Consider the following 24,066-nt stretch of genomic DNA (forward strand, 5'->3'; position numbering starts at 1 on the left):
CGGTGCCCCGTGGTCGGATCGCCGATTCGTCAGACCGGTTCGGGCGCGCCCGTCACCCGATGGGCGGCGAGCAGGCCCGCCCGGCGCCGGTCCCGGGCGGCGATCATGTCGGCCCGGCGGCGGTCCCAGGCGGCCAGCAGGTCGTCGGCGACGCCGGCCCCGATCGGCAGCCGCATCGGGTGCTCGCCGGAGTCGACCAGCGCGAGCACCGCGGCGGCGAACTCGGCCGGCTGCCCGACGCCCGGCCCGCCGTCGGCCATCGACCGGATGCCGTCGTGGATGGCCGCGGTGATCGGCCCGTACGCCTCGATCCGCCGGTGCGGCTCGCGCAGCGCGGCGCCGTACCGGGTGGCGTACCCGCCGGGCTCCAGGATCGTCACGCCGATGCCGAACGCGGCGACCTCGGCGGCGAGCGTCTCGGCGAGGCCCTCCAGGGCGCACTTCGAGGCGTTGTACGCCCCCAGCCCCGGGTACGCGATGCCCGCGGCGGTCGAGGAGACCATCAGGATCCGGCCGGCGCCCGCGGCGCGCAGGTGCGGCAGCACGGCCCGGCTCATCCGCAGCGCGCCGCCGACGTTGGTGTCGAGCTGCTCGGCCAGCAGGTCGTCGTCGATCTCCTCGACGGCGCCGAACTGCCCGTACGCGGCGTTGTTCACCAGGATGTCGAGGCCGCCCAGCCGCGCCACGGCGCGGGAGACGGCGGCCTCGCAGGAGGCGGTGTCGCGCACGTCGAGGGTGGCGGTGGTGATCAGGTCGGGGTACCGGCCGGCCAGCTCGGCAACCGCCTCGGGGCGGCGGGCGGTGGCGAGCACCCGGTCCCCGCGGGCGGCGGCCGCGGCGGCCAGCGCCGCACCCAGACCGGACGAGCATCCCGTGATCAACCAGCGCCGCGTCATGGCGTCCATCCTGCGATACCGACACCGCGCCACCAATGCCCCGAAGGGCGCATTGTGCCGCGCCGGTCGCGGCCGTATGCCGGACACCCGGGTTAACCCGAATGAGCTACCCTAACGATCGTTAAAGGGAGTCCGGCCGGGCTCCCCGTCCGTCGGTGCCGAGAGGGAGCGAAGCCGTGACGCTCGATCACGACGCGCTGGAGCAGTTGCGCAAGCGGATGCAGGCCGGGGGCGCGGAGAAGTACCACGCCGCGAACGCCGCCAAGGGCAAGCTGTTCGCCCGCGAGCGGGTGGCGCTGCTGGTGGACGAGGGCTCGTTCGTCGAGGACGGCCGGTACGCCAACGCGCAGGCCGAGGGCCTGCCCGCCGACGGCGTGGTGACCGGTACGGCCACGGTCGACGGGCGCCCGGTCGCGCTGATGGCCAACGACTCGACGGTCAAGGCCGGCTCCTGGGGCGCCCGGACCGTCGAGAAGATCATCCGGATCATCGAGCGGGCGTACGACACCGGCGTGCCGATGGTGTACCTGGTCGACTCGGCCGGCGCCCGAATCACCGACCAGGTCGACCTGTTCCCCGGCCGGCGCGGCGCCGGCAAGATCTTCTGGAACCAGGTGCGGGCCTCCGGCTCGATCCCGCAGGCGTGCGCGCTGTTCGGGCCGAGCGCGGCCGGCGGGGCGTACATCCCCGCGTTCTGCGACGTCGTCGCGATGGTCGAGGGCAACGCCAGCATGTACCTGGGCAGCGACCGGATGGTCGAGATGGTCACCGGCGAGAAGACCACGCTGGAGGCGATGGGCGGCGCCCGGGTGCACTGCCAGGACAGCGGCGTCGGCCACTTCCTGTGCAAGACCGACGCCGAGGCGATCGAGACGGTCCGGCGGTACCTGTCGTACCTGCCGAGCAACTGGACCCAGCCCCCGCCGGCGGCGGAGGCGGCCGGGCCCGGCAAGGGCGACCTGGCCGCGCTGGTGCCGGCCAGCGAGCGGCAGGCGTTCGACATGCGCCGGTACGTCAGGGCGCTGGTCGACGACGGCAGCTTCTTCGAGACGCAGGCGCTGTTCGCCAAGGAGCTGACCACCGGCTTCGCCCGGCTGAACGGCGAGGTCGTCGGCGTCGTGGCGAACAACTCGATGTTCAAGGGCGGGGTGCTGTTCGTCGACTCCGCCGACAAGGCGGCCCGGTTCGTGCAGCTCTGCGACGCGTTCAACGTGCCGCTGCTGTTCCTCTCCGACGTGCCCGGCTTCATGGTCGGGACCGCGGTGGAGAAGCAGGGCATCATCCGGCACGGCGCCAAGATGATCACCGCGATCTCCGAGGCGACCGTGCCGAAGATCTGCGTGGTCGTGCGCAAGGCGTACGGCGCCGGCCTGTACGCGATGGCCGGGCCCGGCTTCGAGCCGGAGGCGACGATCGCGCTGCCGACCGCCAAGATCGCCGTGATGGGCGCCGAGGCGGCGGTCAACGCGGTGTACGCCAACAAGATCGCCGCCATCGCCGACGAGGCCGAGCGGGACGCGTTCGTCGCCGCCCGGCGGGCCGAGTACGAGACCGACATCGACGTCGTCCGGCTGGCCAGCGAGCTGGTCGTGGACACGATCGTCCAGCCCGGCGAGCTGCGGGCCGAGCTGGTCGCCCGGTACGCCGCCGCGCGCACCAAGGACCGGCACTTCGCCCGGCGCCGGCACGGCGTCACCCCGGTCTAGCGGTACCCACCCCACCGGCGCTGCCGCGCCGGATCCCGCAAGGAGGCACCATGGATTTCCGACTCGCCGAGGAGCAGGTGGCGCTGCGCGACACCGTCCGGCAGTTCGCCCGCGAGGTCGTCGCGCCGGTCATCGGCAAGCACTACGAGGAGCACAGCTTCCCGTACGAGATCGTCCGCCAGATGGGCCGGATGGGCCTGTTCGGACTGCCGTTCCCCGAGGAGCACGGCGGGATGGGCGGCGACTACTTCGCCCTGTCGCTGGTCCTGGAGGAGCTGGCCCGGGTCGACTCGTCGGTCGCCATCACGCTGGAGGCGGCCTGCTCGCTGGGCGCGATGCCGATCTTCAAGTTCGGTACCGCCGAGCAGAAGGCGAAGTGGCTGCCGCCGCTGGTGGCCGGCGAGGCGCTGGCCGGCTTCGGGCTGACCGAGCCCGGCTGCGGCTCCGACGCCGGCGGCACCACCACCCGCGCCGTGCTGGACGAGAAGACGGGCGAGTGGGTGATCAACGGCGCCAAGGCGTTCATCACCAACTCCGGCACCGACATCACCTCGCTGGTCACCGTCACCGCGGTCACCGGGACCCGGCCGGACGGCGGCAAGGAGATCTCCACGATCGTCGTGCCGTCCGGCACGCCGGGCTTCGTGGTGCAGCCGGGGTACTCGAAGGTCGGCTGGTGCGCGTCCGACACGCACGAGCTGGCCTTCGACGACTGCCGGGTGCCGGCGGGCAACCTGCTCGGCGAGCGCGGCCGCGGGTACGCCCAGTTCCTGCGCATCCTGGACGAGGGCCGGATCGCCATCGCGGCGCTCGCGGTCGGGCTGGCCCAGGGCTGCGTGGACGAGTCGCTGAGGTACGCGAGGGAGCGGCACGCGTTCGGCCAGCCGATCGGCAACTACCAGGCGATCCAGTTCAAGATCGCGGACATGGAGATGAAGGCGCACACCGCGCGGCTGGCGTACTACGACGCGGCGGCGCGGATGCTGGCCGGCGAGGACTTCAAGCGGCAGGCGGCGATCGCCAAGCTGTACGCGTCCGAGATCGCCATGGACAACGCCCGCGAGGCGACGCAGGTGCACGGCGGGTACGGGTTCATGAACGAGTTCCCGGTCGGCCGGTTCTACCGCGACGCCAAGATCCTGGAGATCGGCGAGGGGACCTCGGAGGTCCAGCGGATGATCATCGCGCGCGACCTGGGCCTGTAGCAGCGCGTTCCGGCCGGTGGAAGCGAGTTGAGGTGGACAGCGTGGCGGGCCGTTCCCCCGATACGGCCCGGCGCACGCTGTCCACCCTCGCGCGTGGCTCAGCGATCCCCCGAGGAAGCTCACCCGCTGCGGTTCGCCACGCGGTTTCGGCGCTTCCGACAAGCACGTTAACCGGACGTACGCCCGGTTTGTGAGAGTTTTCGCTGCCGACCGGGAATCGATCGAGTGATTTCACCGGGGCGGGCCGGCGGCCAGCCGGGCGTGGGCGTACGCCCGCACCTCCCCGGCGGGCACGGCCCAGTCGGCCTCGATCCACCAGGTCGCCCCGGCGGCGGCCCACGGCGCCACGATCTCCCGGCCCGCGGCCGGGTCCAGCGGCGTACACCCCTCGGTGACCACGTCGTACCCGGCCGGGTCCAGGCCCTGCCGGGTCCGCTCGTGCCGGATCCAGGTCGCGCCCTCGGCGAGCAGCTCGGGGGTGAGCGGGCCGGACAGCGGCGCGACCACGTTGGGCAGCCAGCCGTCCCAGGCCGCGGCGCGGCGCATCGACCGCGGCGCCGGCCAGCCGCCGACCACCCAGATCGGGACGCGCGGCCGCTGCACCGGGGGCGGTGGCACGACGAAGTCGGTGGGCCGGACGCTGTGGTGCAGCCCGTCGTACGTGAACGGCTGCCCCCGCCACAGCCCGTCCAGGATGGCCAGGCCCTCGTCGAGCAGCTCGGCGCGCACCTTCCGGCCCCGGTCGGGCTCGAACGCGAGCCAGCCCTCGTGCGTCGCGCCCAGCCCGACCGACAGCACCACCCGGCCGCCGGAGAGGTTGTCCAGCGTGGCCACCTGGCCGGCGAGGTCCCACGGGCGGCGCCGGGGCAGCGGGGTGAGCAGGGTGCCCAGCCTGATCCGGGAGGTGCGCATGGCCGCGGCGGCGAGGCTGATCCAGGCATCCACGCCCCAGACCGGCTCCCAGACGAAGAAGCCGTCCCAGCCGGCCCGCTCGGCCACCGTGGCCAGCTCGGCGGCGGTCGCGGCGTCGCCGCGGGGCAGCACGAATCCGTACCTCATGCCGCGACGGTAGCGCCCGGGCCCGGGCGGGTCAGCCGGGGTTGGCGATGCCGGACGTGGCGCCGGGGGCGACCGCGTCGCGCAGCGTGCGCAGGTTGCGCAGGAAGCCGTCCAGCTCGCGGTCGGGTAGCTGCCCGGTGAACCACTGCTCGATCAGCGCCAGGTGGCCGGGCAGCGTGTCGTTGAGCCGGGCCAGCCCGGAGGCGGTGACCGCCGCGTACGAGGAGCGCCGGTCGTGCGCGCAGGCGCGCCGGCAGAGCAGCCCGTCGCGCTCCATCCGGTCGACCACCCGGGTGACGCCGCTGGTGGACAGCGACGTCTGGGCGGCCAGGTCGCTCATCCGGAGCTGGTGCTGGTCGGACCGGCTGAGCCGCAGCAGTACCTCGAACTCCACCAGCGACAGGCCGTGCTCGCCGAGCTGCTCCGACAGCCGGTTGAGGATGCCGGTGTACGCCTCGACGAAGAGGCCGAAGGCGGTGATGCGTCCGTCGTCGAACAGATCGGTGGCCATGCCTTCAGTCTAGCAAAAGTTGACACGGAGACTATTGCCGTGTGTATAGTTGCTTCAACAACAACTTTTCCGGAGGAGCAGCCATGACCGACGTTGTCGAGACCACCCGGCAGTGGAACGGCGTCACCATCCCGACCGCGGGTACCTTCGCGCTCGACCCGGCCCACTCGCGCGCCGGCTTCGTCGCCCGGCACCTGATGGTGAGCAAGGTGCGCGGCGCGTTCACGCAGGTCAGCGGTACGGTCACGATCGCCGAGGAGCCGGCCGGGTCGTCCGTCACGGCGGACATCCCGGCCGCCAGCATCGACACCGGCGTCGCCGACCGGGACGGCCACCTGCGCGGCGCCGACTTCCTGGACGCCGAGACGTACCCCGAGCTGCGCTTCCGCAGCACCGGCCTGCGCCCGACCGGGGGCGGCGAGTTCGTCCTGGCCGGGGAGCTGACGATCCGGGACGTGACCCGGCCGGTCGAGCTGGCCGTGGAGTTCGAGGGCGTCGCCCGCAGCCCGTGGGGCCAGGAGGTGATCGGCTTCACGGCGACGACCGAGATCGACCGCGAGGACTTCGGCATCACCTGGAACCAGGCGCTCGAGACCGGCGGCGTGCTGGTCGGCAAGCAGGTCAAGATCGAGATTTCGGCGGAGGCCATCCGCCAGTGACCAGGGTCACTTTCCGGCCCCCGCCGCCCGCGCCGACCCCGGCCGGGCGGCGGCGGTGATTGAGGGTCGGGGCGGGCGGGAAAGGGTGGATCTCGACGGGCTGACGACCGCAACCGTATGCAGTCGGGTGCACACCCTCCGGTGACAATCGGCCCGTTTTGTCCCTAGCTTCCCGGCGTTGGGGCTCACTACCGTGGAGGGTCGACGCGGCGGCACCCCGCGTGCACGGGAGGCAGGGCATGGGCAAGGACGTCAATCAGCGCAGCTTCACGCGCGCGGACCGCGCACGGTACCGGCAGAAGGTGCGCCAGTGCCTCGACGTCTTCGCGCTGATGCTGGACGAGTTCCAGTTCGACGCCGACCGGCCCACCACCGGGCTGGAGGTGGAACTCAACCTCGTCGATCCCGACGCCGAGCCGTCCATGCGCAACGACGAGATCCTCGACCACCTGGACGACCCGGCCTTCCAGACCGAGCTGGGCCGGTTCAACATGGAGCTGAACGCGGCGCCCCGGCTCATCGCCGGCGAGGGCTTCGACGCGTACGACAAGGAGCTGTCCGAGAGCCTCGAGCGGGCCGCCGAGCGGGCCCGGCGGGCCGACTCGCGGATCGTGCTCGTCGGCATCCTGCCCACCCTCACCACCCGGCACACCACCCGGGAGAGCATCTCCACCAACGACCGGTACCACGTGCTCAACGAGGAGATCCTGGACACCCGCGGCGAGGACATCCCGCTGGACATCCGCGGCGTCGAGGAGCTGCGCGAGTCCGCCGACTCGATCGCGCCCGAGGCCGCCTGCACGAGCGTGCAGTTCCACCTGCAGGTCGCGCCCGACACATTCGCCGACTACTGGAACGCCGCCCAGGCCATCGCCGCGCTGCAGGTGGCGATCGGGGCGAACTCGCCGTACCTGTTCGGGCGGCGGCTGTGGGCCGAGACCCGGATCGCGCTGTTCGAGCAGGCCACCGACACCCGGGCGGACGAGCTGAAGGCGCAGGGCGTCCGGCCGCGGGTCTGGTTCGGCGAGCGGTGGATCACCTCGATCTTCGACCTGTTCGAGGAGAACGTGCGGTACTTCACGCCGCTGCTGCCGATCTGCGGCGACGAGGACCCGCTCGCCGTGCTGCGCTCCGGCGGGGTGCCGAAGCTGGCCGAGCTGACCCTGCACAACGGGACGGTCTACCGGTGGAACCGGCCGGTGTACGACATCATGAACGACCGCCCGCACCTGCGGGTCGAGAACCGGGTGCTGCCCGCCGGGCCGACCGTCGTCGACATGCTGGCCAACGCGGCCTTCTACTTCGGGCTGACCCGGTACCTCGCCGAGCAGGACCGGCCGATCTGGACGATGCTGCCGTTCAGTACGGCCGAGGAGAACTTCCACGCGGCCGCCCGGCGCGGCATCGGCGCCACGGTGCGCTGGCCGCGGCGCGGCGACACGCCGGTGACGAAGCTGGTGCTGGACGAGCTGCTGCCGCAGGCCGCCGAGGGGCTGGACCGGTACGGGGTCGACGCGCCCATCCGGGACCGGCTGCTCGGGGTGGTCGAGGGGCGGTGCCGGACGCGGCGCAACGGGGCGGTGTGGCAGACGGAGATGGTGGCGTACGGGGAGCGGCACCACCTGGACCGGGACGCGGCGCTGCGGGCGATGCTCCAGCGGTACAGCGAGTTGCAGCGCACCGAGGTACCGGTCCACCTCTGGCCGGTGGGCTGACGCGGCTCCCCTCGCCCGGTCCCGGCCCATCCCGGACCGACCGGCCGCCGGGTGGCCGGGTCAGTCGTCCTCGGTGAACGGGTCGGCCGTGGCGGCGCGGCGGCTGCGCGGGCGCTTCGGCGGCGCCGGGGGCTCGTCGTCGCCGGTCTCCCGGCGGGCGGCCGACCGGCCGGCGGACTTGGCGGCCCGGCTGCCCTCCGCCGTTCCCCCGCCGGAGCCCGACGCGGTCGGGCTGTCGGGGGCGCCGGCCGGGGTGGTGGTGCGGCCCGCGGCTGTCGGGCTGTCGGTGCCGGCGGCGCGGGCCGCGGCGGTGCCGCGGTCGGCGGCGGGCGTCCGGTCGGTGCTCGGGGCGCGGTCGGCGGCCGCCGGGCGGTCGGCCGACCCGGCCGTGGCGGGGGTGCGGCGGGTCTCGGTGTCCGCGCCCGCGCGGCGGGGGGCCGGAGCGGGAGTGGTACGGCGGCCGGCCGGTGGGGTGTCGGGGCCGGGCGCCGCGGCGGCGTCGCGGCTCGTTTCGCGGCTCTCGCGGGCAGCGCGGCCGAACAGCCAACCGCCGCCCCGCTTCTCGCCGTCCTCCGCCGGCCGGTCGGTACGGCGTCCGGCGTCGGCGGGGGTGTCCGCCGGGCTGCTCGCGGTGCCCGCGCCGCCGGCCCGGGCCGCGGTGGCCCGGCGGCGGGGGGCGGCCGCGGGCGCCTCGGCGGGTGCGGGGGCCGGGGCGGCGGCGGCCGGGCGGCGGGGTTCGGGGGCCGGGACCGCGGCGCGGCCGGCGCGGGGGCGCGGGTCCGGGCCGGCGGCGGGGCGGCCCGCGTTGCCGGTGAGCCCCGTGACCAGGAGGGAGCCGGCGAGGCCGGCCAGGACGGCGTACGGGGCGATGAGGAACGCCGAGAGCTGGGTGGTCGAGGCGCCGGTCACGCGCGGGCCGGCCATCAGGTACGCGACGGCGACCAGCAGCGGGCCGGCCGCGCCGGAGACCGCCGTGCCGAGGCGCCCGGCCGGCCAGCGGCGGACGGCGAGGGCGCCGGCCGCGCCGAGCAGGAGGGCGAGGCCCAGGCTCAGCCCGGCCGCCGGTACGTGCAGGCCGCGGAACCACACCGCCGACCCGGCCGCCAGCGGCCAGGCGCCGAGCGCGGTGGCCCCGGAGCCGGCGCCGAGCGCGCCCGCGACCACGGACAGGATGGTGACCACCCACACGGCGGCGATCGTGAGCACGACGTTGCCGGCGACGGCCGGCGAGCGCAGCGCGGGCCCGGCGACGGCGAGGCCGAGGACCAGGCCGGCGAGCGCGTACCCGGCGGCCGCGGCGGCCGGCCCGAGCGGGCCGTTGACCGGGGCGTCCCGGGCGGGGATCGCGATCAGCGCGACCGCGGCCAGCCCGCCGAGCGCCGCCGCGGCGGCGAGGACCAGGCGCCAGAGCCCGCCCGGGGTGGGGTCCGGCGCCGGGGCGGCCGCCGGGCCGCGGCTGCGCCAGGCCAGCCGGTCGGCGGCGAGCGCCCCGATGATGACGGCGGTCGCGGTGATCCAGACGGACCAGGTGACGTTCACCGCCCACGCGGTCGCGCTGTCGGCGTCGGCCGGCGGCTGCCAGCTCACGATGCCGAGCCCGTACCCGAGGCCCAGTTGGGCAGCACCCACCCCCGCCGCCACGCCGTGCGCGGTGGCGATCGATGTTGCCCAGCCTCGTCCGGCCATGGGGCGCAGCCTAGCCAGGACGCCGCGCGCTGGCGAACGACGCAAACGCCGCGCTACGGAAGGGCCGTACCACCGCCGGGCATAGCGGTGAGCTGCGGCGACGCCGTCGCCGTCGCCCCGGCCGGAACGGTCCGTCCGGCCCTGCGCGCATGCCCCCAACGGGTGAACGGTGTCGCGGCCCGCGGGTCCGGCGCCCGGCCGCTAGGTTGGTGGGCGACGTCGAGGGCTAGGAGGGCCGGCATGGCGGGAGACGAGCCGGGGCAGCGCGGCCGGTGGCCGGACGACGGCTCCCCCGGCGGCGACCACACCGCCCCGATGCCCCCCGCCGGCCCACCCGGCGGTGAGCCCGGCCACACCGCGCCGATCCACCCGGCCGGGGAGCCCGGCCGGCCCGGGCAGGCCGCGCCGCCGGCCGACGCCACCACGCGGATGCCGGCGGTGGGCGGTACCGACGCGACCGCCGCGATGCCCGGCCGGCCCGCGCCGCCGGACGCCACCTCGGTGATGCCGGGCGTGCCCGGCGGGCCGGGGCAGTGGTCGGCCCGGGCCGAGGTCCCGCAGTACGTACCCGCGGCCGAGCCCGACCCCGGCTGGGGCGCCCCGGCGGGCGAGCCGAAGCGGTGGTGGCTGCCGGTCCTGCTGGGCCTGGTGGCGGTCCTGCTGCTCGGCTCCCTCGGCTACGGCCTGTGGCTGGCCTTCGGCGACGACGACGAGCCGGCCGCGCCGACCCCGACGGCGTCCGCCACCTCGGCCCGCCCCCGCCCGACGACGGCGGCCCCGACCCGGACGGTGCCGCGCCCGACCCGGACCACGGTCGCCCCGGAGCTGGTCGAGGTCCCGGACGTGGTCGGCGGCAGCCGGGCCGACGCCCAGCGCCGGCTGGACGCCGCGGGCCTGAACTACCGCCTGCGGTACCGGGTCACGGACGAGGCCGACCCCGACACGGTCCTGGCGACCGACCCGGGCCCGGGCGAGGAGGTCGACCCGAACGACACGGTGGTGACCCTCACCATCGCCGAGGAGCCGGCCGAGACGGACCCCCCGGAAACGGAAGAACCCACCCCCCAACTCACCTGACCCGCGCCTCGGTCCGCATGAGGGCCGGCGCCGTCCGCCGCCGTCACCAGTAGCGGCGGCGCCAGGCCAGCATGATCATTCCGGCGACGGCCGTGATCAGGCCGGCCGCGCCGGTGTACACCAGGGAGCGGCCGGACGTCGCGGCCAGCGGGCCCGGCGGACCCGCGGCCTGCGGTACCGCCGGCGGTGAGTGGCGCGGTGCGGGCGCCGCGGCCGAGCGCAGCCGCCCCGCCGGCTCGGCGCGGGCGGGCGTCGCGGGGGCCGGGGTGGCGACCGGTACCGGCGGCGCGGTCGGCCCGGGCGGCGGCAGCGCGCTCGCCCGCGGTCGCGCCGGGGTGGCGGCGGGCGGCCGCGGGGTGGCGCACGCGTATGCGACGAGGCGCAGCACGCGGCCGGGCGTGGCCGCGGGGGCGGGAGTCGGGGTGCAGGCCGGCGCGGACGGCGTCCGCCCGCCGGCGGCCCCGGCACCGAGCGCCGCGCCCAGCAACCCGCCACAGCCGACCACCGCCACCGCGACGGCCGCGGTGGGCCAGCGGCGACCGGGTGGTGCGGTGTCGCGGACGTGCTGCATGGCGCCTGCCCCCGTGGTGTCGGGGTCCGGGTGGCGCGCGGGGCTTCAGCCGTGGGGGGCCACTGTCGATCGTACGGGCACCGGCGTCGGGCCGCGCCGCATATCGACCCTCGTCCGACCGCCCGCCGGGTCACCGCACCCGACCACCGGGTGCGGACCATCGATCCGCGGCCGCACGGCCGGCAGCGGGCGGCGGGGCCGCGTCGTTCGGCAGGTACCGGGCGGCGCGGGCCGGCCGGTCAGCCGCCGAGCCGGGTGGTCAGCCGGGTGGCGGTGTCGCCGGGTTGTGCGGGTGGGCCCATCCGGCCCGCCGCGCGGGGGAGTGCCGCCGGCGGCGGGCCGGATGGACCACGTGGGGAGGGGGTGTACCGAGCGTCAGTTCAGACAGGCGGCGCGGCTGCGCGGGTGCGGGGCCGTCGCCCGCCCGCGGCGCGCGGTCCGGCCGCGCGGTTCGGCGCACGCGGTGACCTGGCGCAGCCCGTGCACCTGGACGAAGATCGACCGGCGCTCGACGGCGTCGCCGGCGGCGTTCAGGCTGTAGCCGTCCAGCCACGCCCAGCCGTCGTACGTGGGCCAGTCGAGGACCCGGATGACGCGGAACAGCAGCGGGGAGACGAACTGCACGCTGGCCGAGCGGGTCACTTCCAGAACATCGCCGGATCGGGGTAGCACTTGGACTCCTGTCCCGAGCTGGATCGTCGTGAAACGAGGGTCGAGCGGGGGTGGAACCGGGGGAACGGGCGGGGTTGACCGGCCCGGCCGGGGCGCGAGCCGCCGCCCCATCGAGGTACCGCCGAACCGGTCAACACCCGTCTTCTCCGCGGTGCGCCCACCGGCGCAGCCTTGCCCTGCGCGTGTGCCGACGGGGCTTTCTCCACGGAGCGCCTGTACGACTTGCCGTGTGTCCGATGGGGATCCGCGCCCGGCTGGTACGCCGGACGCGAGGGCACTCGCTGGTCCGCCCGCGATGGATCTTTAACCAACAGTGAGTAACCCTTGCCCTACGCACAGCTTGCATGACGAACATGATCAATGCAAGTTGCATCGTGCAGATTCCACGTGGCGTTGGTGACATCTACCCCGTTCGGTGGTTGCTGGTCTTTGTCGGACGGCGTAACACTGTGGCGGACTTTCGGGGCACCGGTACCGTTCGGGTCCCGGCGCGGACATGCGTCGGCAGGCCGCCATCGCCGTGTCCGCGGCGTGAGGAGGTTGCCGTGACCGACCGTCCCAGCCCCACCATCCGGCGCCGAAGACTGGGCGCTGAGCTGCGTCGATACCGGGAAGCCGCCGGCATCACGATCGAGGGCGCCGCCGCGCACCTCGCCTGTTCGACGTCGAAGATCTCGCGGATCGAGACGGGGCACAACTCGGCTACACCCCGCGATGTAGCCCGGCTGCTGGAGCGGTACGGCGTTTCCGGACACGTGGCCACCGAGTTGGTGGACATCGCCCAGCAGGCGCGGCAGAAGGGCTGGTGGCACCCGTACAGCGCGGTGCTCACCGGTGCCTACGTCGGACTGGAGGCCGCCGCGTCGTCGGTGCAGGCGTACGAGCAGCAGGTGGTCCCGGGCCTGCTCCAGACCCACGAGTACGCCCGCGCGATGATCCGCGCGGCCCGCCCGGACATCTCTTCGGACGAAGTGGAGCGCCGGGTCCGTGTCCGATTGGGACGTCAGTCGTTGCTGACACAGGACGATCCGCTCAGTTTCTGGGTGGTGCTGGACGAGGCGGTGGTCAGCCGGCCGGTCGGCGGCGACGCAGTGATGCGCACGCAGATCGACCGCCTGGTGACGGCGGCGGATCTTCCGCACGTGACGCTCCAGTTGCTGCCCTTCTCCGTCGGGGGGCACGCGGGGATGGACGGTACCTTCGCCATCCTCGGGTTCCCGGGACCACACGATCCGGACGTGGTCTACGCCGAGAACGCGACTGGCGGCCTGTTCCTGGAGAAATCCGAGGAGCTGCGCAAGTACAACATCATCTTCCAAGAGATCGGTGCGGCGGCACTCAGTCCGGAGGAGTCAGTCGCCCAACTGGGCAAGCTGGCAAAGGAGCCACTGTGGAACTCGTCGAGGCCAAGGGATTCCGGGTCGACCTGACCGAGGCGCGCTGGTTCAAGAGCGCGCGCAGCGGACCCAACTGCGACAACTGCGTCGAGGTCGCGTTCGTGGGCGGCGCCATCGCCGTCCGGGACTCGAAGAACACCGACGGCCCCGCCCTGCTCTTCACGCCCGCGGAGTGGGACGCGTTCGTCGGCGGCGCCAAGGACGGCGAATTCGACCTGCCCTGACCGTCCGAAACATCGAGAAAGGCCGGTATGGCAGCGGAGAGTTTCCCCGATGCGGCGGGCAACCAGTTCAACGGCTTCCGCGGCATCGGTGAACCCGACAGCGCCGTCCCCGGCCTCCCCCTGCGCGGCGGCAACGCCACGGTCGGCCGGATGAACAACGGCCGCGCCCGGGTGCCGGGCCAGCTCGGCCCGGGCGACGGGTTCGGCCACCCCGGGCCGGACCCGGCGGAGCCCGCCCTGTCGCCCGGCCCGCTGCCGGAGCTGGACCCGGTCCGGCTCGGCGACCCGGGCCTCGACCTCGCCGGCGCCTTCGGCGACCAGGGCCACGCCGTGGCCGACCACCCGCTGCTGCGGGGTCTGCTGCTCGAACTGCCACCGAAGGGAACCCAGTTGCCGCCGGGCTGGCTGGACCGCTGGTTCGCGGCCACCCGCTCCATTCTCGAACTGCTCTACGCCCAGGATCCGCACCGCGGCGCCTGAGCACCCGGTCGCCGGCCGTGCGCAACGGTCAACAGCCCGCGCTCTGGTGGGTCGGCGGCCTCCTCCCCCGAAGGCACGCACCTCCCCGCGGGCTTTCACCCGGCGCCGCCAGGCCCCGCCGGCCGGCGCCGCACCGTGAGCCGGGGTACGCCGTCCGACCACGACGGCGTACCCCGGCTCATGTGCGTCGGGAGGCGGCAGCCGCCGCGATCCGGTCCTGCGCCCCCGACGCGGCCGCGTCCGGGGCGCTCCTCCACCGATCAGCGAAGGAGTTGGCGTCGCACAGGGTGCTCGTGCGTCAGATGGCGAAGGTGGTCGGGCGGTCGGCGGTGGGGGGCGGCGGGGTGGCGCGCCACAGGCCCGTGCGCTGGGCGGCCAGGCGGGAGAGGTACGCCGGGTTCAGCAGCAGGTAGCGGCGCCACAGGCGGCGCGGCTCCAGGCCGAGGCGCCACAGCCACTCCAGCGCGTACCGCTGCATCCACGGCGGCGGGTTGCGCAGCCCGCCCGCGTGGTAGTCGAACGCCGCCCCGACCGCCATCAGCGGCATGTCCAGCAGCGGCCGCATGGCGTACGCGAAGATCTCCTGCCGCGGGCAGCCCAGCCCGACCAGCACCAGCCGCGCGCCGGACGCGGTGATCCGGTCGGCGATCTCGCGGTCCTCGCCGGGCGCGGCGGCGCGGAACTTCGACGGCTCGGACCCGGCGATCTTCAGCGCGGGGAACATCCGCTCCAGCGCCGGGATCAGCCGGCCCAGGGTCTCGTCGGTGGAGCCGTACAGGTACACCGGCAGGCCCTCGGCCGCGCACCGGGCGAGCACCCGCAGGGTCAGCTCCGGCCCGTACACCCGGTCGCCCAGGCCGGCGCGGTGCAGCACGTTCAGCGCCCACCGGACGGGCTGGCCGTCGGGGGTGACGACGTCGAACGAGTTCAGCCGCGCGTTGTGCGCCGGGTCCTGGACGCCGGTCATCACCCCGTGCACGGCGAGCGCGGTCAGGGCCAGCGGGCGGCGCTCGCGGGCGGCGGCGACGACCCGGTCGGCGGCGGCGGCGTAGTCGACCGCGTCGACCAGGACGCCGAGCACGTTGCGCTTGCTGTCGGTCACGCGGGGACCCACTTGCCGACGTTCGCCTCGTGGATCTCGCGCAGGATCATCGGGACGTCGTACTCCTGCTTCCAGTCCGGGTAGTCGGCGGCGAAGGCGGCGTTGGAGCCGATCCACCACTGGTGGTCGCCGACCCGGTTGCCCTCGTGGTACTCGGTGATCATCTCGATCCCGGTGATCTCCTGCGCCAGCGCGAACGCCTCCAGGTGCGAGGTGTTCGAGTGCCGGCCGCCGCCGAGGTTGTAGACCGCCGCGCTGCGCGGCGCCCGGAAGAACGCCTCGAAGGCCGAGACCACGTCCGAGGAGTGGATGGCGTCCCGGACCATCTTGCCCTTGTACCCGAAGATCTTGTAGAGCCGGTGCTCCATGTTGCACCGCATCACGTACGCGAGGAAGCCGTGCAGCTCGGTGGCGCTGTGCGCGGGGCCGGTCAGCGTGCCGCCGCGGAAGCAGGCGGTCCGCATATCGAAGTACCGGCCGTACTCCTGCACCATCACGTCCGCGGCGACCTTGGACGCGCCGAACACCGAGTGCAGGCACGCGTCGATCGACATGTCCTCGGTGATGCCGCCGAAGTACGGGTGGTCCTCGGCCAGCTCGTACCGGGTCTCCCGCTCGACCAGCGGCAGGCTGTTGGGCCGGTCGCCGTACACCTTGTTGGTGGAGCAGTGGATGAACGGCGCCTCGATGCAGTGCTCGCGGACGTTCTGCAGCAGGTTCAGCGTGCCGGTGGCGTTCACGTCGAAGTCGGTGAACGGGTCGCGCACGGCCCAGTCGTGCGAGGGCTGCGCGGCGGTATGGATGACGACGGCGATGTCCCTGCCGTACCGGCGGAAGATCCCGGCCAGCGCGCCCCGGTCGCGGATGTCGATGTCGTGGTGGGTGTACGCGTCGCCCAGCTCGCTGGTCAGCTCGACCACGTTCCACGCGGTGGACGCCTCGGGGCCGAAGAACTCGCGGCGCATGTCGTTGTCGACGCCGACGACGTCGAGGCCCAGCCCGGCGAAGTGCCGGACGGCCTCGGACCCGATCAGTCCGGCGGACCCGGTCACCAGTGCGACAGCCACGGTTCAGTCAACTCCCGAGCGTGCTGGAACGGCTGCCCAGACAGTACTCCAGCGGCCCGCCCGAAACGGTGGCGCCCCGCGACTCATGAGTGCTAGCTTATATAAGTCAGAGCTTATAAAAGGAGGCCCGATGAGTGACGACGGGATCGACGGGATCGACGGGGTCGTGCGCCGGCTGGCGCTGCGCGAGCACCAGGGGCGGCCCGCGGCCGACCTGGTGGCCGGGCGGCGGTACGCCGCGCCGATCGAGGACGTGTGGGACGCGATCACCAACCCCGAGCGGATCCCCCGCTGGCTGCTGCCGGTCAGCGGCGACCTGCGCGCCGGCGGCCGGTACCAGCTCCAGGGCAACGCCGGCGGCGTCATCCGCGAGTGCGTACCGCCGCGCCGGCTGGCCCTGACCTGGGAGTTCGGCGGCGGCGTGAGCTGGGTCGAGGCCGTCCTGGCCCCGGCCGACGGCGGCACCGACCTGGAACTGCGCCACGTCAACCACATCGACGACCACTGGGACGAGTACGGCCCCGGCGCCGTCGGCCTCGGCTGGGACCTCGCCCTGCTCGGGCTGGAGCTGTACCTCGCCGGCAAGCCGCTCGACCCGGCCGAGGCGGCGGCGTTCGGCGGCACGCCCGAGGGGCGGGCGTACATCGCCGCGAGCAGCGAGGCGTGGCGGGCGGCCAGCGTCGCCGCCGGCACCGACCCGGAGAGGGCCGGCGCGGCCGCCGAGCGGTGCCTGGCCGCGTACACGGCGTGACGCCGTTCGAGGCGCTGGCCGACCCGGTACGCCGGCGGCTCCTCGAACTGCTCGCCGGCGGCGAGGCCGCCGCCGGCGAGCTGACGGCGGCGGCCCGGTCCGAGTTCGGCATCTCCCAGCCGGCGGTCTCCCAGCACCTGCGGGTGCTCCGCGAGGCGGGCCTGGTCACGGTCCGCCCCGCCGGCCCCCGCCGCCTGTACGCGGTCGACCCGGCCGGCCTGGCCGCGATCGACGACTGGCTGGACCGCTTCCGCGCGTTCTGGCCCCAGCGCCTCGACGCCCTGGCCACCGAACTGGCCCGCGGCCGCCGCCACCGCCCCACCCCGTCCGCCACCCACCCCCACCAACGCGGCGCCTGACCGGGTGCGGGTGCGGCGGACGCGGAGCGGGCCGCCACCGCCCCACCAACCCCAGCCACCACCAGCAGCCACCAAAGGTTTCCGTGACCACCGACTGCGAGACCGCGTGCGGCCGAAGGTGGGGAGGGGCGGGTGCCCCGGCAGGGGATCAAGCCTGACCGCCCCGGCCGGGGCACCCGCCCTTCCCCACCGCCCCCACAACCGGGGACAACCGTCAGCGCCGCCGACCCCCCGGACTCACATCCGTCCCACTCGCCGACAGAGACGTCACGGAAACCGACCCCGCCACGCCGGTGAGCGTCACCGTGGTACGGATCACGAACGTCAAATTGGCCCCCGCCGGCAGTCGATGCGGCGTCGTCGACGACACCGACCACGGGTCACCCGCGGCCGCCGTCAGCGTCTCGGAGTGCCGGACCAGCGCCGTCCCCCGCATCCCCGACTCGATCGTGACCGTCGCCGTGCCCCCCGGGCCCAGCGCCAGCCGACCGCCCGCGCTCGCGGCGATCGTCACGTCCCCGTCGAAGTCCCCCGGGTACTCCGTGACCGGCACCTCCAGCGTGCACGTCACCGTCGGCGCGGCCGGCGCGGTCGCCGTGAAGTGCTTGTAGAAGTACGTGGTGGCCAGGCCCGGCGCCGACGAGATCGCGGCGTACGGCGAGCAGGCGCCGTACCCGGTGTGCCGGCGGGGCGCGCCGGCGGCGGGCAGCGCACCGCCGAGGACGGCGGCGAGCGCGGCGACGGCGGCGGCCGGCCGGGCGAGAGCAGTGATCATGCTGCCGAGGCTAGGCCGCACCCCGCCGGTGGGGCCGGTACGCGGCCCGAGGTTCAGGCTTACGGGGGTGAATGAACAACGGCCCGGCGGGAAGCCGGGCCGTTCGCTGGTGGGGAAGGGGGGAGTTGAACCCCCACGCCCTTTCGGGCACACGGACCTGAACCGTGCGCGTCTGCCATTCCGCCACTCCCCCAGCGGGAAGTCCCCCGGCACGCTAATGCCGGTGGTCAACGCTTCGAGAAGGCTACCCCACCGACCGCGGTCCCACGAACGTGGGGTGCCCCGGCAGCGGTGACGGCCTTCATTCGACGTGCGTTGACAGACTAGTCTGCCCGCGGGGCATTACGACCACGAATATCCGCGCCGCGGCGGGCCCGCCCCCGCGCCGCGGCGCACCCGGCCCCGCCGGGGTCGGTGCGGCGGCCGCCGGCCGGCGGCCGGTCGCCTGCGTCGCGGCGGTGCCGATGACGGATACCATGATGCCTCGGGAGCCGAGGAGGAGCCGGTGAGTGTGCTACAGCGCTTCGAGAAGCGCCTGGAGGGGATGGTCGAGGGGGCCTTCGCCAAGGTCTTCAAGGGTGTCGTGCACCCTGTGGAGATCCTCAACGCGATGCAGCGTGAGGCGGAGGCGCACAAGGCGATCCTGGCCGGGGGCCGCACGCTCGTGCCGAACCGGTACGTGATCGACCTGTCCCCGTACGACCACAGCCGGCTGGCCCCCTACGCGGCCGCGCTGGCGCAGGAGCTGGCCCAGTCGCAGGCGGAGTTCATCGGCGAGCAGGGCTGGACGGTGTACGGCGACGTCATCGTCGAGGTCGAGCGCGGCGAGGGCCTGGACACCGGCATGTTCCGGGTGACCGCCGAGGTGTACACCGGCGGCGACGTCGCCCCCGCGGGGCAGGGCGGGTACCAGTCCGGCCAGTACGACGCGGGCGGCGGCGGTGGCGGCTACCACCAGCAGGGTGGCGCCCGGCTGGTGGCCGGCGACGGCCGCAGCTACCCGCTGCAGGCCGGCTCGACGGTGATCGGCCGGGGCGACCAGGCCACCCTGCGGCTGCCGGACGTCGGCATCTCCCGCCGCCACGCGCGGCTGGACTTCGACGGCGCGCAGGCGGTGCTGACCGATCTGGGCTCCACCAATGGCACCATGGTGAACGGCCAGCGTGTCTCGGCGGTGTCCCTCAGCCCCGGTGACATGATCCAGCTCGGCACCACCACCCTGACGTTCCGCGTGGACGGCTAGCGACGTTGCCCGAGATCGTCGTCACGGTTGCCCGGTTCGGCTTCCTCATCCTGCTGTGGATCTTCGTGTTCGCGGTGGTGGGGGTCATCCGGCGGGACCTGTTCGCCGGTGGCCGGCCGAGCCGGCTGGTCGCTGCGCCCAGGGCGAACCTGGCGACCCTCGCCGGTGGGCAGACCGGCAAGCCGGCCAAGGGCCGGGCCGCGCACCAGCTCGTGGTGACCGCGGGGCAGCTCGCCGGCACCCGGATCACGCTCGGCGAGGCGCAGATCACCATCGGCCGGGCGGAGGACTCCACCCTCGTGATCACCGACGACTACGCATCCGCGCGGCACGCGCGCCTCGTGCCGCGCGGCGGGCAGTGGTTCGTGGAGGACCTCGGCTCGACGAACGGGACGTACCTGGACCGGAACAAGGTCACGGGCCCGACTCCCGTACCGTTGGGGGTCCCCATCCGCATCGGCCGTACATCTCTCGAGCTGCGCCCATGACTCTGACTCTGCGCTACGCCGCCCGCAGTGACCGCGGGCTGATCCGCGACGGCAACCAGGATTCGGTCTACGCCGGACCCAGGCTGCTCGCCGTGGCCGACGGCATGGGCGGGATGGCGGCCGGCGACGTGGCGAGCAACATCGTCATCGGCGCGATGGCCCCGCTGGACGACGACGCGCCCGGCGACGCCCTGGTCGACGCGCTGCGCGGGGCGGTCGAGACCGCGAACGCGCAGTTGCGCGAGACGGTCGCGGCCAACCCGCAGATGGAGGGCATGGGCACCACGCTGACCGCGGTGCTGTTCTCCGGCACCAAGATCGGCATGGTGCACATCGGGGACTCCCGGGCGTACCTGCTGCGGGACGGCGAGTTCGCCCAGATCACCAAGGACGACACGTACGTCCAGATGCTCGTCGACGAGGGCCGCATCTCGCCCGAGGAGGCCAGCAGCCACCCGCAGCGCTCGCTGCTCACCCGGGCGCTGGACGGCCGGGACGTCGAGCCGGAGTTCTCGGTCCGCCAGGTGCGGCCCGGCGACCGGTACATGATCTGCAGCGACGGCCTGTCCGGCGTGGTCTCGTTCGAGACGATCGCGCAGACCCTGGCCGAGATCCCGGACCTGCAGGAGTGCGTGCAGCGGCTGGTCCAGCTCGCGCTGCGCGGCGGCGGCCCGGACAACATCACGGTGATCGTCGCCGACGCCACCGACGCCGACATCGTGGAGTCCACGCCGGTGGTCGGCGGCGCCGCCGCCAGCGACCGCGGCATGGCCACCGCCGCCGACGAGTCCACGCCCGCGGCCCGCGCCTCCGCGGCGCTGTCCCCGCCGCGCCCGGCGACGCCCGAGCCGGCGGCGCCGGAGCCGGCGGTCGAGTACGAGGCGCCGAAGCGCCGCCGGCCGCTGCGCGCGGCCGTGTTCACCGTGCTGCTGCTCGGCCTGGTCGGCGGCGCGATGTGGGGCGGCTGGACGTGGGCGCAGCGGCAGTACTACGTGGGCGCCACCCGGGAGGGCAAGGTGGCGATCTTCCAGGGCGTGCCGGGCGACATCGCCGGGCTGCGCCTGTCCAGCGTGCACGAGGCCACGATGATCGACCTGGAGGAGCTGACCCCGGTCGCCCGGGACGAGGTCCGCCGCGGCATCGAGGCGCGCAACCAGTCCGAGGCGCAGGCCGTGCTCGGCCGGCTGATCAGCGAGGACCCGGCCAACCCGAACCGCCGGCCGACCTGCCCGTCGCCGGTCACGCCGTCGCCGACGATCGTGCTGTCGCCGGCCCGCCCGGCCACGCCGTCCCCGGCGGCCAGCGCCAAGCCGAGCGCGTCGAGCCGGCCCCGCCCCGCCGCGGACCGGACGACGCCGCCGCCGACCGACCCGCTGCTCGGGTTCCCGGCGACCACGCCGCCGCCGACCGCGACGCCCGGCGCCGACGACTGTGTGGTCCGTGACTAGCGCACCGCGCGGCGAGGGGCCCCGGTGACCGCCGGGGCGGCGCCGGCAACGCTGCCGCGCCCCGCGCGCGGCAAGCGGAACGCCGAGCTGGCCATGCTGCTGTTCGCGATGGGCATCGTGGCCGCGTACGGGGCGATCGTCGAGGGCACCGTGCTGGGCCGGGTCACCCCGGACTTCTGGGTGCCGGCCGCGATCCTGACCGCGGTGTTCGTGGCGCTGCACGTCGCGATCCGGATCTTCGCGCCGTACGCCGACCCGGTGCTCCTGCCGGCCGTCGCCCTGATCAACGGGGTCGGCGTGGGCTTCCTGCGCCGGCTCGACCTGGCGCCGGAGGCCGGCGAGGCGGTCACCGACCTGACCGTGTTCGGCGGGGTCGGCGGGCGCCAGCTCGGCTGGACGCTGGCCGCGGTGGTCGGCGCGGTCGCGCTGCTCGCGCTGGTCCGCGACCACCGGATCGTCTCCAAGTACGCGTACACGCTGTGCCTGGTCGGCATCGTCCTGGTGCTGCTGCCGGCGCTGCTGCCGGCCAGCATGTCCGAGATCAACGGCGCGAAGCTGTGGATCATCGTGGGCGGGTTCAGCATCCAGCCCGGCGAGTTCGCCAAGATCATGCTGCTGTCGTTCTACGCGTACTACCTGGTCCGCAAGCGCGAGGTGCTCTCGCTGGCCAGCAAGCGGTTCCTCGGCATCGACTTCCCGCGCGGGCGCGACCTCGGCCCGGTCATCGTGGTCTGGCTGCTGTCGCTGATGGTGCTCGTGTTCGAGAAGGACCTGGGCACCTCGCTGCTGTACTTCGGCATGTTCGTCGCCACCCTGTACGTCGCCACCGAGCGGGCGAGTTGGCTGATCATCGGCCTGGCGCTGTTCTTCGGCGGGGCGTTCTCGGCGTACTACCTCGGGCGGGCGTTCGGCGGGCCGTTCGAGAACTTCGTCGTCCGGGCCGAGACCTGGCTGGACCCGTTCGCCGACGCGCACGGCGGCGGCTTCCAGCTCACCCAGTCGCTGCTCGGCCTCGGCACCGGCGGGCTGTTCGGGGCGGGCCCGGGCGCCGGGCAGCCGGGCGAGATCCCCGAGGTGCACAACGACTTCATCTTCGCCGGCATGGGCGAGGAGATCGGCCTGTTCGGCCTGACCGCGCTGCTCGCGGTGTACCTGCTCATCGTCGAGCGGGGCCTGCGCACCGCGCTGGCCGTGCGCGACTCGTTCGGCAAGCTCGTCGCCGGCGGCCTCGCCTTCACCCTCGGCCTCCAGTTGTTCGTCATCATCGGCGGGGTCAGCAAGTTAATCCCCCTGACGGGGCAGACCACGCCGTTCCTGTCCGCCGGCGGCTCGTCGCTGATGGCGAACTGGCTGCTGATCGCGGTACTGCTGCGGATCTCCGACGCCGCGCGGTCGCCGGCCGAGACCGGGCCCGGCGGCGTGGTCGCCCCGCCGGCCCAGATCCACGGCGCCCAGACAGAGGTGATCCGACCGTGAACGCCCCGCTCCGCAAGGTCGGCGTGGTCGTCCTGATCCTGTTCGGCCTGCTGTTCGGCAATCTCAACTGGGTCCAGGCGTACAAGGCCGACGAGTACCGGGAGAGCGAGTACAACTCCCGCGGCAAGCTGGAGGAGTACCTGCGCCAGCGCGGCGCCGTCGAGGCGCAGGGCAAGGCGCTCGCCGTCAGCGTCGCCACCGACGGGCGGTTCAGGTACCTGCGCAAGTACCCGTTCGGGCCGCAGTACGCGCACGTCGTCGGCTACAAGCCGCTGGACCTCGCCTCGATCGCCATCGAGCGGTCGGAGAACGCGTTCCTCGCCGGCTCCTCCGACCGGCTGCTCGGCGACCGGATCAAGGAGATGCTGACCGGCAAGAAGACCGGCGGCGGGAACGTGCTGCTCAGCCTGTCCCAGCGGGCGCAGCAGGCGGCGTTCACCGAGCTGACCCGCAACCAGGTCGACGCCAGCCGCGGCGCGGCGATCGCGCTGGACCCGCGCACCGGCGCGGTGCAGGCGCTGGTGTCGCTGCCCAGCTACGACCCGAACCCGCTGGTGGTGCACAACACCAAGACGGCGCTGGCGGCGTACAACAAGCTGCTCGCCGACTCGGACAAGCCGCTGAACAATCGGGCCACCGCCGAGACCCTGCCGCCCGGCTCGACGTTCAAGGTGATCGTCGCCGCGGCGGCGCTGGAGAACGGGTACGAGCCGGGCACGGCCATCCCGGCCGGGCCGAGCTACCGCCCGCCGGGGACGACCCAGGAGATCCGCAACGCGGTGCCGAGCATCTGCCCGGAGTCGCAGGTGACGCTGATCGAGGCGCTGACCGAGTCGTGCAACACCGGCTTCGCCCAGCTCGGCGTCAAGCTCGGCGCGGAGCGGCTCAAGTCGGAGGCGCGGGCGTTCGGCTTCGGCGACGCGGAGCTGACCGTCGGCCGGCTCGACGACGGCGGCATCGGCACCGCCCCGAGCGAGACCGGCGAGATGCGCAACCCGAACGGCCAGGACGACCCCGCGGCCGTCGCCCAGTCCTCGATCGGCCAGCGCGACGTGCGGATGACCCCGTTGGAGGGCGCGCTGATCGCGGGCGCGATCGCCAACGACGGCAAGCAGATGCGGCCGTACGTGGTCCGCCAGCTCCTCGGCCCGGACCGCAGCACGCTGTACAACGCCTCGCCGGCCAAGCTGCGCGAGCCGGTCAACAGCGCGGTCGCCGCCGACCTGCGGCAGATGATGGTCTCGGTGGTCCGCAACGGCACCGGCACGAACGCGCGGATCAGCGGGTACGAGGTCGGCGGCAAGACCGGTACGGCGCAGAACGGCGACGCCCCCGACCACGGCTGGTTCATCGGCTTCGTCCGGGACAGCGGCGGCACGCCGATCTCCGCGGTCGCGGTCGTCCTGGAGAACGCCGGCCAGGGCGGCAGCGGCGAGGCCACCCGGATCGCGGGGCGGATCATGCGGGCGGTGGTCGAAGACCCGCGGCGAGGAGGCTGA

General features: G+C 74.2%; 24 protein-coding genes and 1 tRNA gene. 15 read left to right on the forward strand and 10 right to left on the reverse strand.

Annotated elements, in window-relative coordinates; all coding sequences use genetic code 11:
- Positions 1-29: 29 nt before the first annotated feature.
- Positions 30-896, reverse strand: coding sequence for an SDR family oxidoreductase (locus IEY94_RS08740; RefSeq protein WP_189169577.1), 867 nt, complete (start codon positions 894-896; stop codon positions 30-32).
- A 176-nt stretch (positions 897-1,072) separates the two neighbouring features.
- On the opposite strand from IEY94_RS08740, the gene IEY94_RS08745 reads away from it, so the two are divergent.
- Positions 1,073-2,602, forward strand: coding sequence for an acyl-CoA carboxylase subunit beta (locus IEY94_RS08745; protein WP_189169578.1), 1,530 nt, complete (start codon positions 1,073-1,075; stop codon positions 2,600-2,602).
- A gap of 50 nt (positions 2,603-2,652) precedes the next feature.
- Positions 2,653-3,807 carry an acyl-CoA dehydrogenase family protein gene (locus tag IEY94_RS08750; RefSeq protein WP_189169579.1) on the forward strand — a complete coding sequence of 385 codons (1,155 nt, stop codon included), beginning with the start codon at positions 2,653-2,655 and terminating at the stop codon, positions 3,805-3,807.
- Between the two features lie 231 nt (positions 3,808-4,038).
- On the opposite strand, the gene IEY94_RS08755 is transcribed toward IEY94_RS08750, so the two are convergent.
- Both IEY94_RS08755 and IEY94_RS08760 read right to left on the reverse strand, forming a co-directional pair.
- Positions 4,039-4,866, reverse strand: coding sequence for an LLM class flavin-dependent oxidoreductase (locus tag IEY94_RS08755; protein WP_189169580.1), 828 nt, complete (start codon positions 4,864-4,866; stop codon positions 4,039-4,041).
- A 31-nt stretch (positions 4,867-4,897) separates the two neighbouring features.
- Complete coding sequence (locus tag IEY94_RS08760; RefSeq protein ID WP_189169581.1) at positions 4,898-5,377, reverse strand: MarR family winged helix-turn-helix transcriptional regulator; 480 nt, start codon at positions 5,375-5,377, stop codon at positions 4,898-4,900.
- Positions 5,378-5,460: 83 nt separating this feature from the next.
- Here IEY94_RS08760 and IEY94_RS08765 point away from each other — a divergent pair, with 83 nt between their 5' ends.
- Positions 5,461-6,036: a YceI family protein gene (locus IEY94_RS08765; protein WP_189169582.1), complete on the forward strand. Its 576-nt coding sequence runs from the start codon at positions 5,461-5,463 to the stop codon at positions 6,034-6,036.
- 239 nt (positions 6,037-6,275) lie between these two features.
- Positions 6,276-7,751, forward strand: coding sequence for a glutamate-cysteine ligase family protein (locus IEY94_RS08770; protein ID WP_189169583.1), 1,476 nt, complete (start codon positions 6,276-6,278; stop codon positions 7,749-7,751).
- A 60-nt stretch (positions 7,752-7,811) separates the two neighbouring features.
- On the opposite strand, the gene IEY94_RS08775 is transcribed toward IEY94_RS08770, so the two are convergent.
- Positions 7,812-9,437: a hypothetical protein gene (locus IEY94_RS08775; protein ID WP_189169584.1), complete on the reverse strand. Its 1,626-nt coding sequence runs from the start codon at positions 9,435-9,437 to the stop codon at positions 7,812-7,814.
- 240 nt (positions 9,438-9,677) lie between these two features.
- On the opposite strand from IEY94_RS08775, the gene IEY94_RS08780 reads away from it, so the two are divergent.
- On the forward strand, positions 9,678-10,514 hold the full coding sequence (locus IEY94_RS08780; protein WP_189169585.1) for a PASTA domain-containing protein: 837 nt from the start codon (positions 9,678-9,680) through the stop codon (positions 10,512-10,514).
- Between the two features lie 43 nt (positions 10,515-10,557).
- Here IEY94_RS08780 and IEY94_RS08785 read toward each other — a convergent pair whose 3' ends face one another.
- Entirely contained in the window at positions 10,558-11,085 is a 528-nt protein-coding gene (locus tag IEY94_RS08785) for a hypothetical protein (protein WP_189169586.1), read from the reverse strand.
- Between the two features lie 375 nt (positions 11,086-11,460).
- The gene (locus IEY94_RS08790; RefSeq protein WP_189169587.1) at positions 11,461-11,757 is read right to left on the reverse strand and encodes a hypothetical protein; all 297 of its coding nucleotides are present in this window, start codon (positions 11,755-11,757) and stop codon (positions 11,461-11,463) included.
- Positions 11,758-12,302: 545 nt separating this feature from the next.
- On the opposite strand from IEY94_RS08790, the gene IEY94_RS08795 reads away from it, so the two are divergent.
- The 3 genes from IEY94_RS08795 to IEY94_RS08805 are packed head-to-tail and all read left to right on the forward strand — an operon-like array spanning position 12,303 to position 13,858.
- Positions 12,303-13,187 carry a helix-turn-helix domain-containing protein gene (locus IEY94_RS08795; RefSeq protein WP_189169588.1) on the forward strand — a complete coding sequence of 295 codons (885 nt, stop codon included), beginning with the start codon at positions 12,303-12,305 and terminating at the stop codon, positions 13,185-13,187.
- Positions 13,148-13,378: a DUF397 domain-containing protein gene (locus IEY94_RS08800; RefSeq protein ID WP_189169589.1), complete on the forward strand. Its 231-nt coding sequence runs from the start codon at positions 13,148-13,150 to the stop codon at positions 13,376-13,378. Before IEY94_RS08795 ends, IEY94_RS08800 begins: the two co-directional genes overlap by 40 nt.
- Before the next feature lie 27 nt (positions 13,379-13,405).
- A complete protein-coding gene (locus IEY94_RS08805; protein WP_189169872.1) occupies positions 13,406-13,858 on the forward strand; it encodes a hypothetical protein in 453 nt (150 codons plus the stop codon).
- 298 nt (positions 13,859-14,156) lie between these two features.
- On the opposite strand, the gene IEY94_RS08810 is transcribed toward IEY94_RS08805, so the two are convergent.
- A complete protein-coding gene (locus IEY94_RS08810) occupies positions 14,157-14,960 on the reverse strand; it encodes a WecB/TagA/CpsF family glycosyltransferase (RefSeq protein ID WP_189169590.1) in 804 nt (267 codons plus the stop codon).
- Positions 14,957-16,027 carry an NAD-dependent epimerase/dehydratase family protein gene (locus IEY94_RS08815; RefSeq protein ID WP_189169591.1) on the reverse strand — a complete coding sequence of 357 codons (1,071 nt, stop codon included), beginning with the start codon at positions 16,025-16,027 and terminating at the stop codon, positions 14,957-14,959. The genes IEY94_RS08810 and IEY94_RS08815 overlap by 4 nt, the downstream gene beginning before the upstream one ends.
- Positions 16,028-16,157: 130 nt before the next feature.
- On the opposite strand from IEY94_RS08815, the gene IEY94_RS08820 reads away from it, so the two are divergent.
- Positions 16,158-16,778: an SRPBCC family protein gene (locus IEY94_RS08820; RefSeq protein ID WP_189169592.1), complete on the forward strand. Its 621-nt coding sequence runs from the start codon at positions 16,158-16,160 to the stop codon at positions 16,776-16,778.
- Positions 16,775-17,137 (forward strand): ArsR/SmtB family transcription factor, encoded by a 363-nt coding sequence (locus IEY94_RS08825; RefSeq protein WP_189169593.1) that lies wholly within the window; start codon positions 16,775-16,777, stop codon positions 17,135-17,137. The genes IEY94_RS08820 and IEY94_RS08825 overlap by 4 nt, the downstream gene beginning before the upstream one ends.
- A gap of 214 nt (positions 17,138-17,351) precedes the next feature.
- Here IEY94_RS08825 and IEY94_RS08830 read toward each other — a convergent pair whose 3' ends face one another.
- Both IEY94_RS08830 and IEY94_RS08835 read right to left on the reverse strand, forming a co-directional pair.
- Complete coding sequence (locus IEY94_RS08830; RefSeq protein WP_189169594.1) at positions 17,352-17,912, reverse strand: hypothetical protein; 561 nt, start codon at positions 17,910-17,912, stop codon at positions 17,352-17,354.
- Between the two features lie 107 nt (positions 17,913-18,019).
- Positions 18,020-18,105: transfer RNA gene (locus IEY94_RS08835), tRNA-Leu, on the reverse strand.
- A 312-nt stretch (positions 18,106-18,417) separates the two neighbouring features.
- On the opposite strand from IEY94_RS08835, the gene IEY94_RS08840 reads away from it, so the two are divergent.
- The 5 genes from IEY94_RS08840 (at position 18,418) to IEY94_RS08860 (ending at position 24,066) form a co-directional block, all read left to right on the forward strand.
- Positions 18,418-19,155 carry an FHA domain-containing protein gene (locus IEY94_RS08840; protein ID WP_189169595.1) on the forward strand — a complete coding sequence of 246 codons (738 nt, stop codon included), beginning with the start codon at positions 18,418-18,420 and terminating at the stop codon, positions 19,153-19,155.
- 5 nt (positions 19,156-19,160) lie between these two features.
- Positions 19,161-19,643, forward strand: a complete 483-nt coding sequence (locus IEY94_RS08845) for an FHA domain-containing protein FhaB/FipA (protein WP_189169596.1) — start codon at positions 19,161-19,163, stop codon at positions 19,641-19,643.
- Positions 19,640-21,091 carry a PP2C family protein-serine/threonine phosphatase gene (locus IEY94_RS08850; RefSeq protein WP_189169597.1) on the forward strand — a complete coding sequence of 484 codons (1,452 nt, stop codon included), beginning with the start codon at positions 19,640-19,642 and terminating at the stop codon, positions 21,089-21,091. Before IEY94_RS08845 ends, IEY94_RS08850 begins: the two co-directional genes overlap by 4 nt.
- Before the next feature lie 93 nt (positions 21,092-21,184).
- Positions 21,185-22,567 carry an FtsW/RodA/SpoVE family cell cycle protein gene (locus IEY94_RS08855; protein ID WP_189169842.1) on the forward strand — a complete coding sequence of 461 codons (1,383 nt, stop codon included), beginning with the start codon at positions 21,185-21,187 and terminating at the stop codon, positions 22,565-22,567.
- On the forward strand, positions 22,564-24,066 hold the full coding sequence (locus tag IEY94_RS08860) for a peptidoglycan D,D-transpeptidase FtsI family protein (protein WP_189169598.1): 1,503 nt from the start codon (positions 22,564-22,566) through the stop codon (positions 24,064-24,066). The genes IEY94_RS08855 and IEY94_RS08860 overlap by 4 nt, the downstream gene beginning before the upstream one ends.

This window comes from Pilimelia anulata, assembly GCF_014647895.1.
GTDB classification, from domain to species: Bacteria; Actinomycetota; Actinomycetes; order Mycobacteriales; family Micromonosporaceae; genus Pilimelia; species Pilimelia anulata.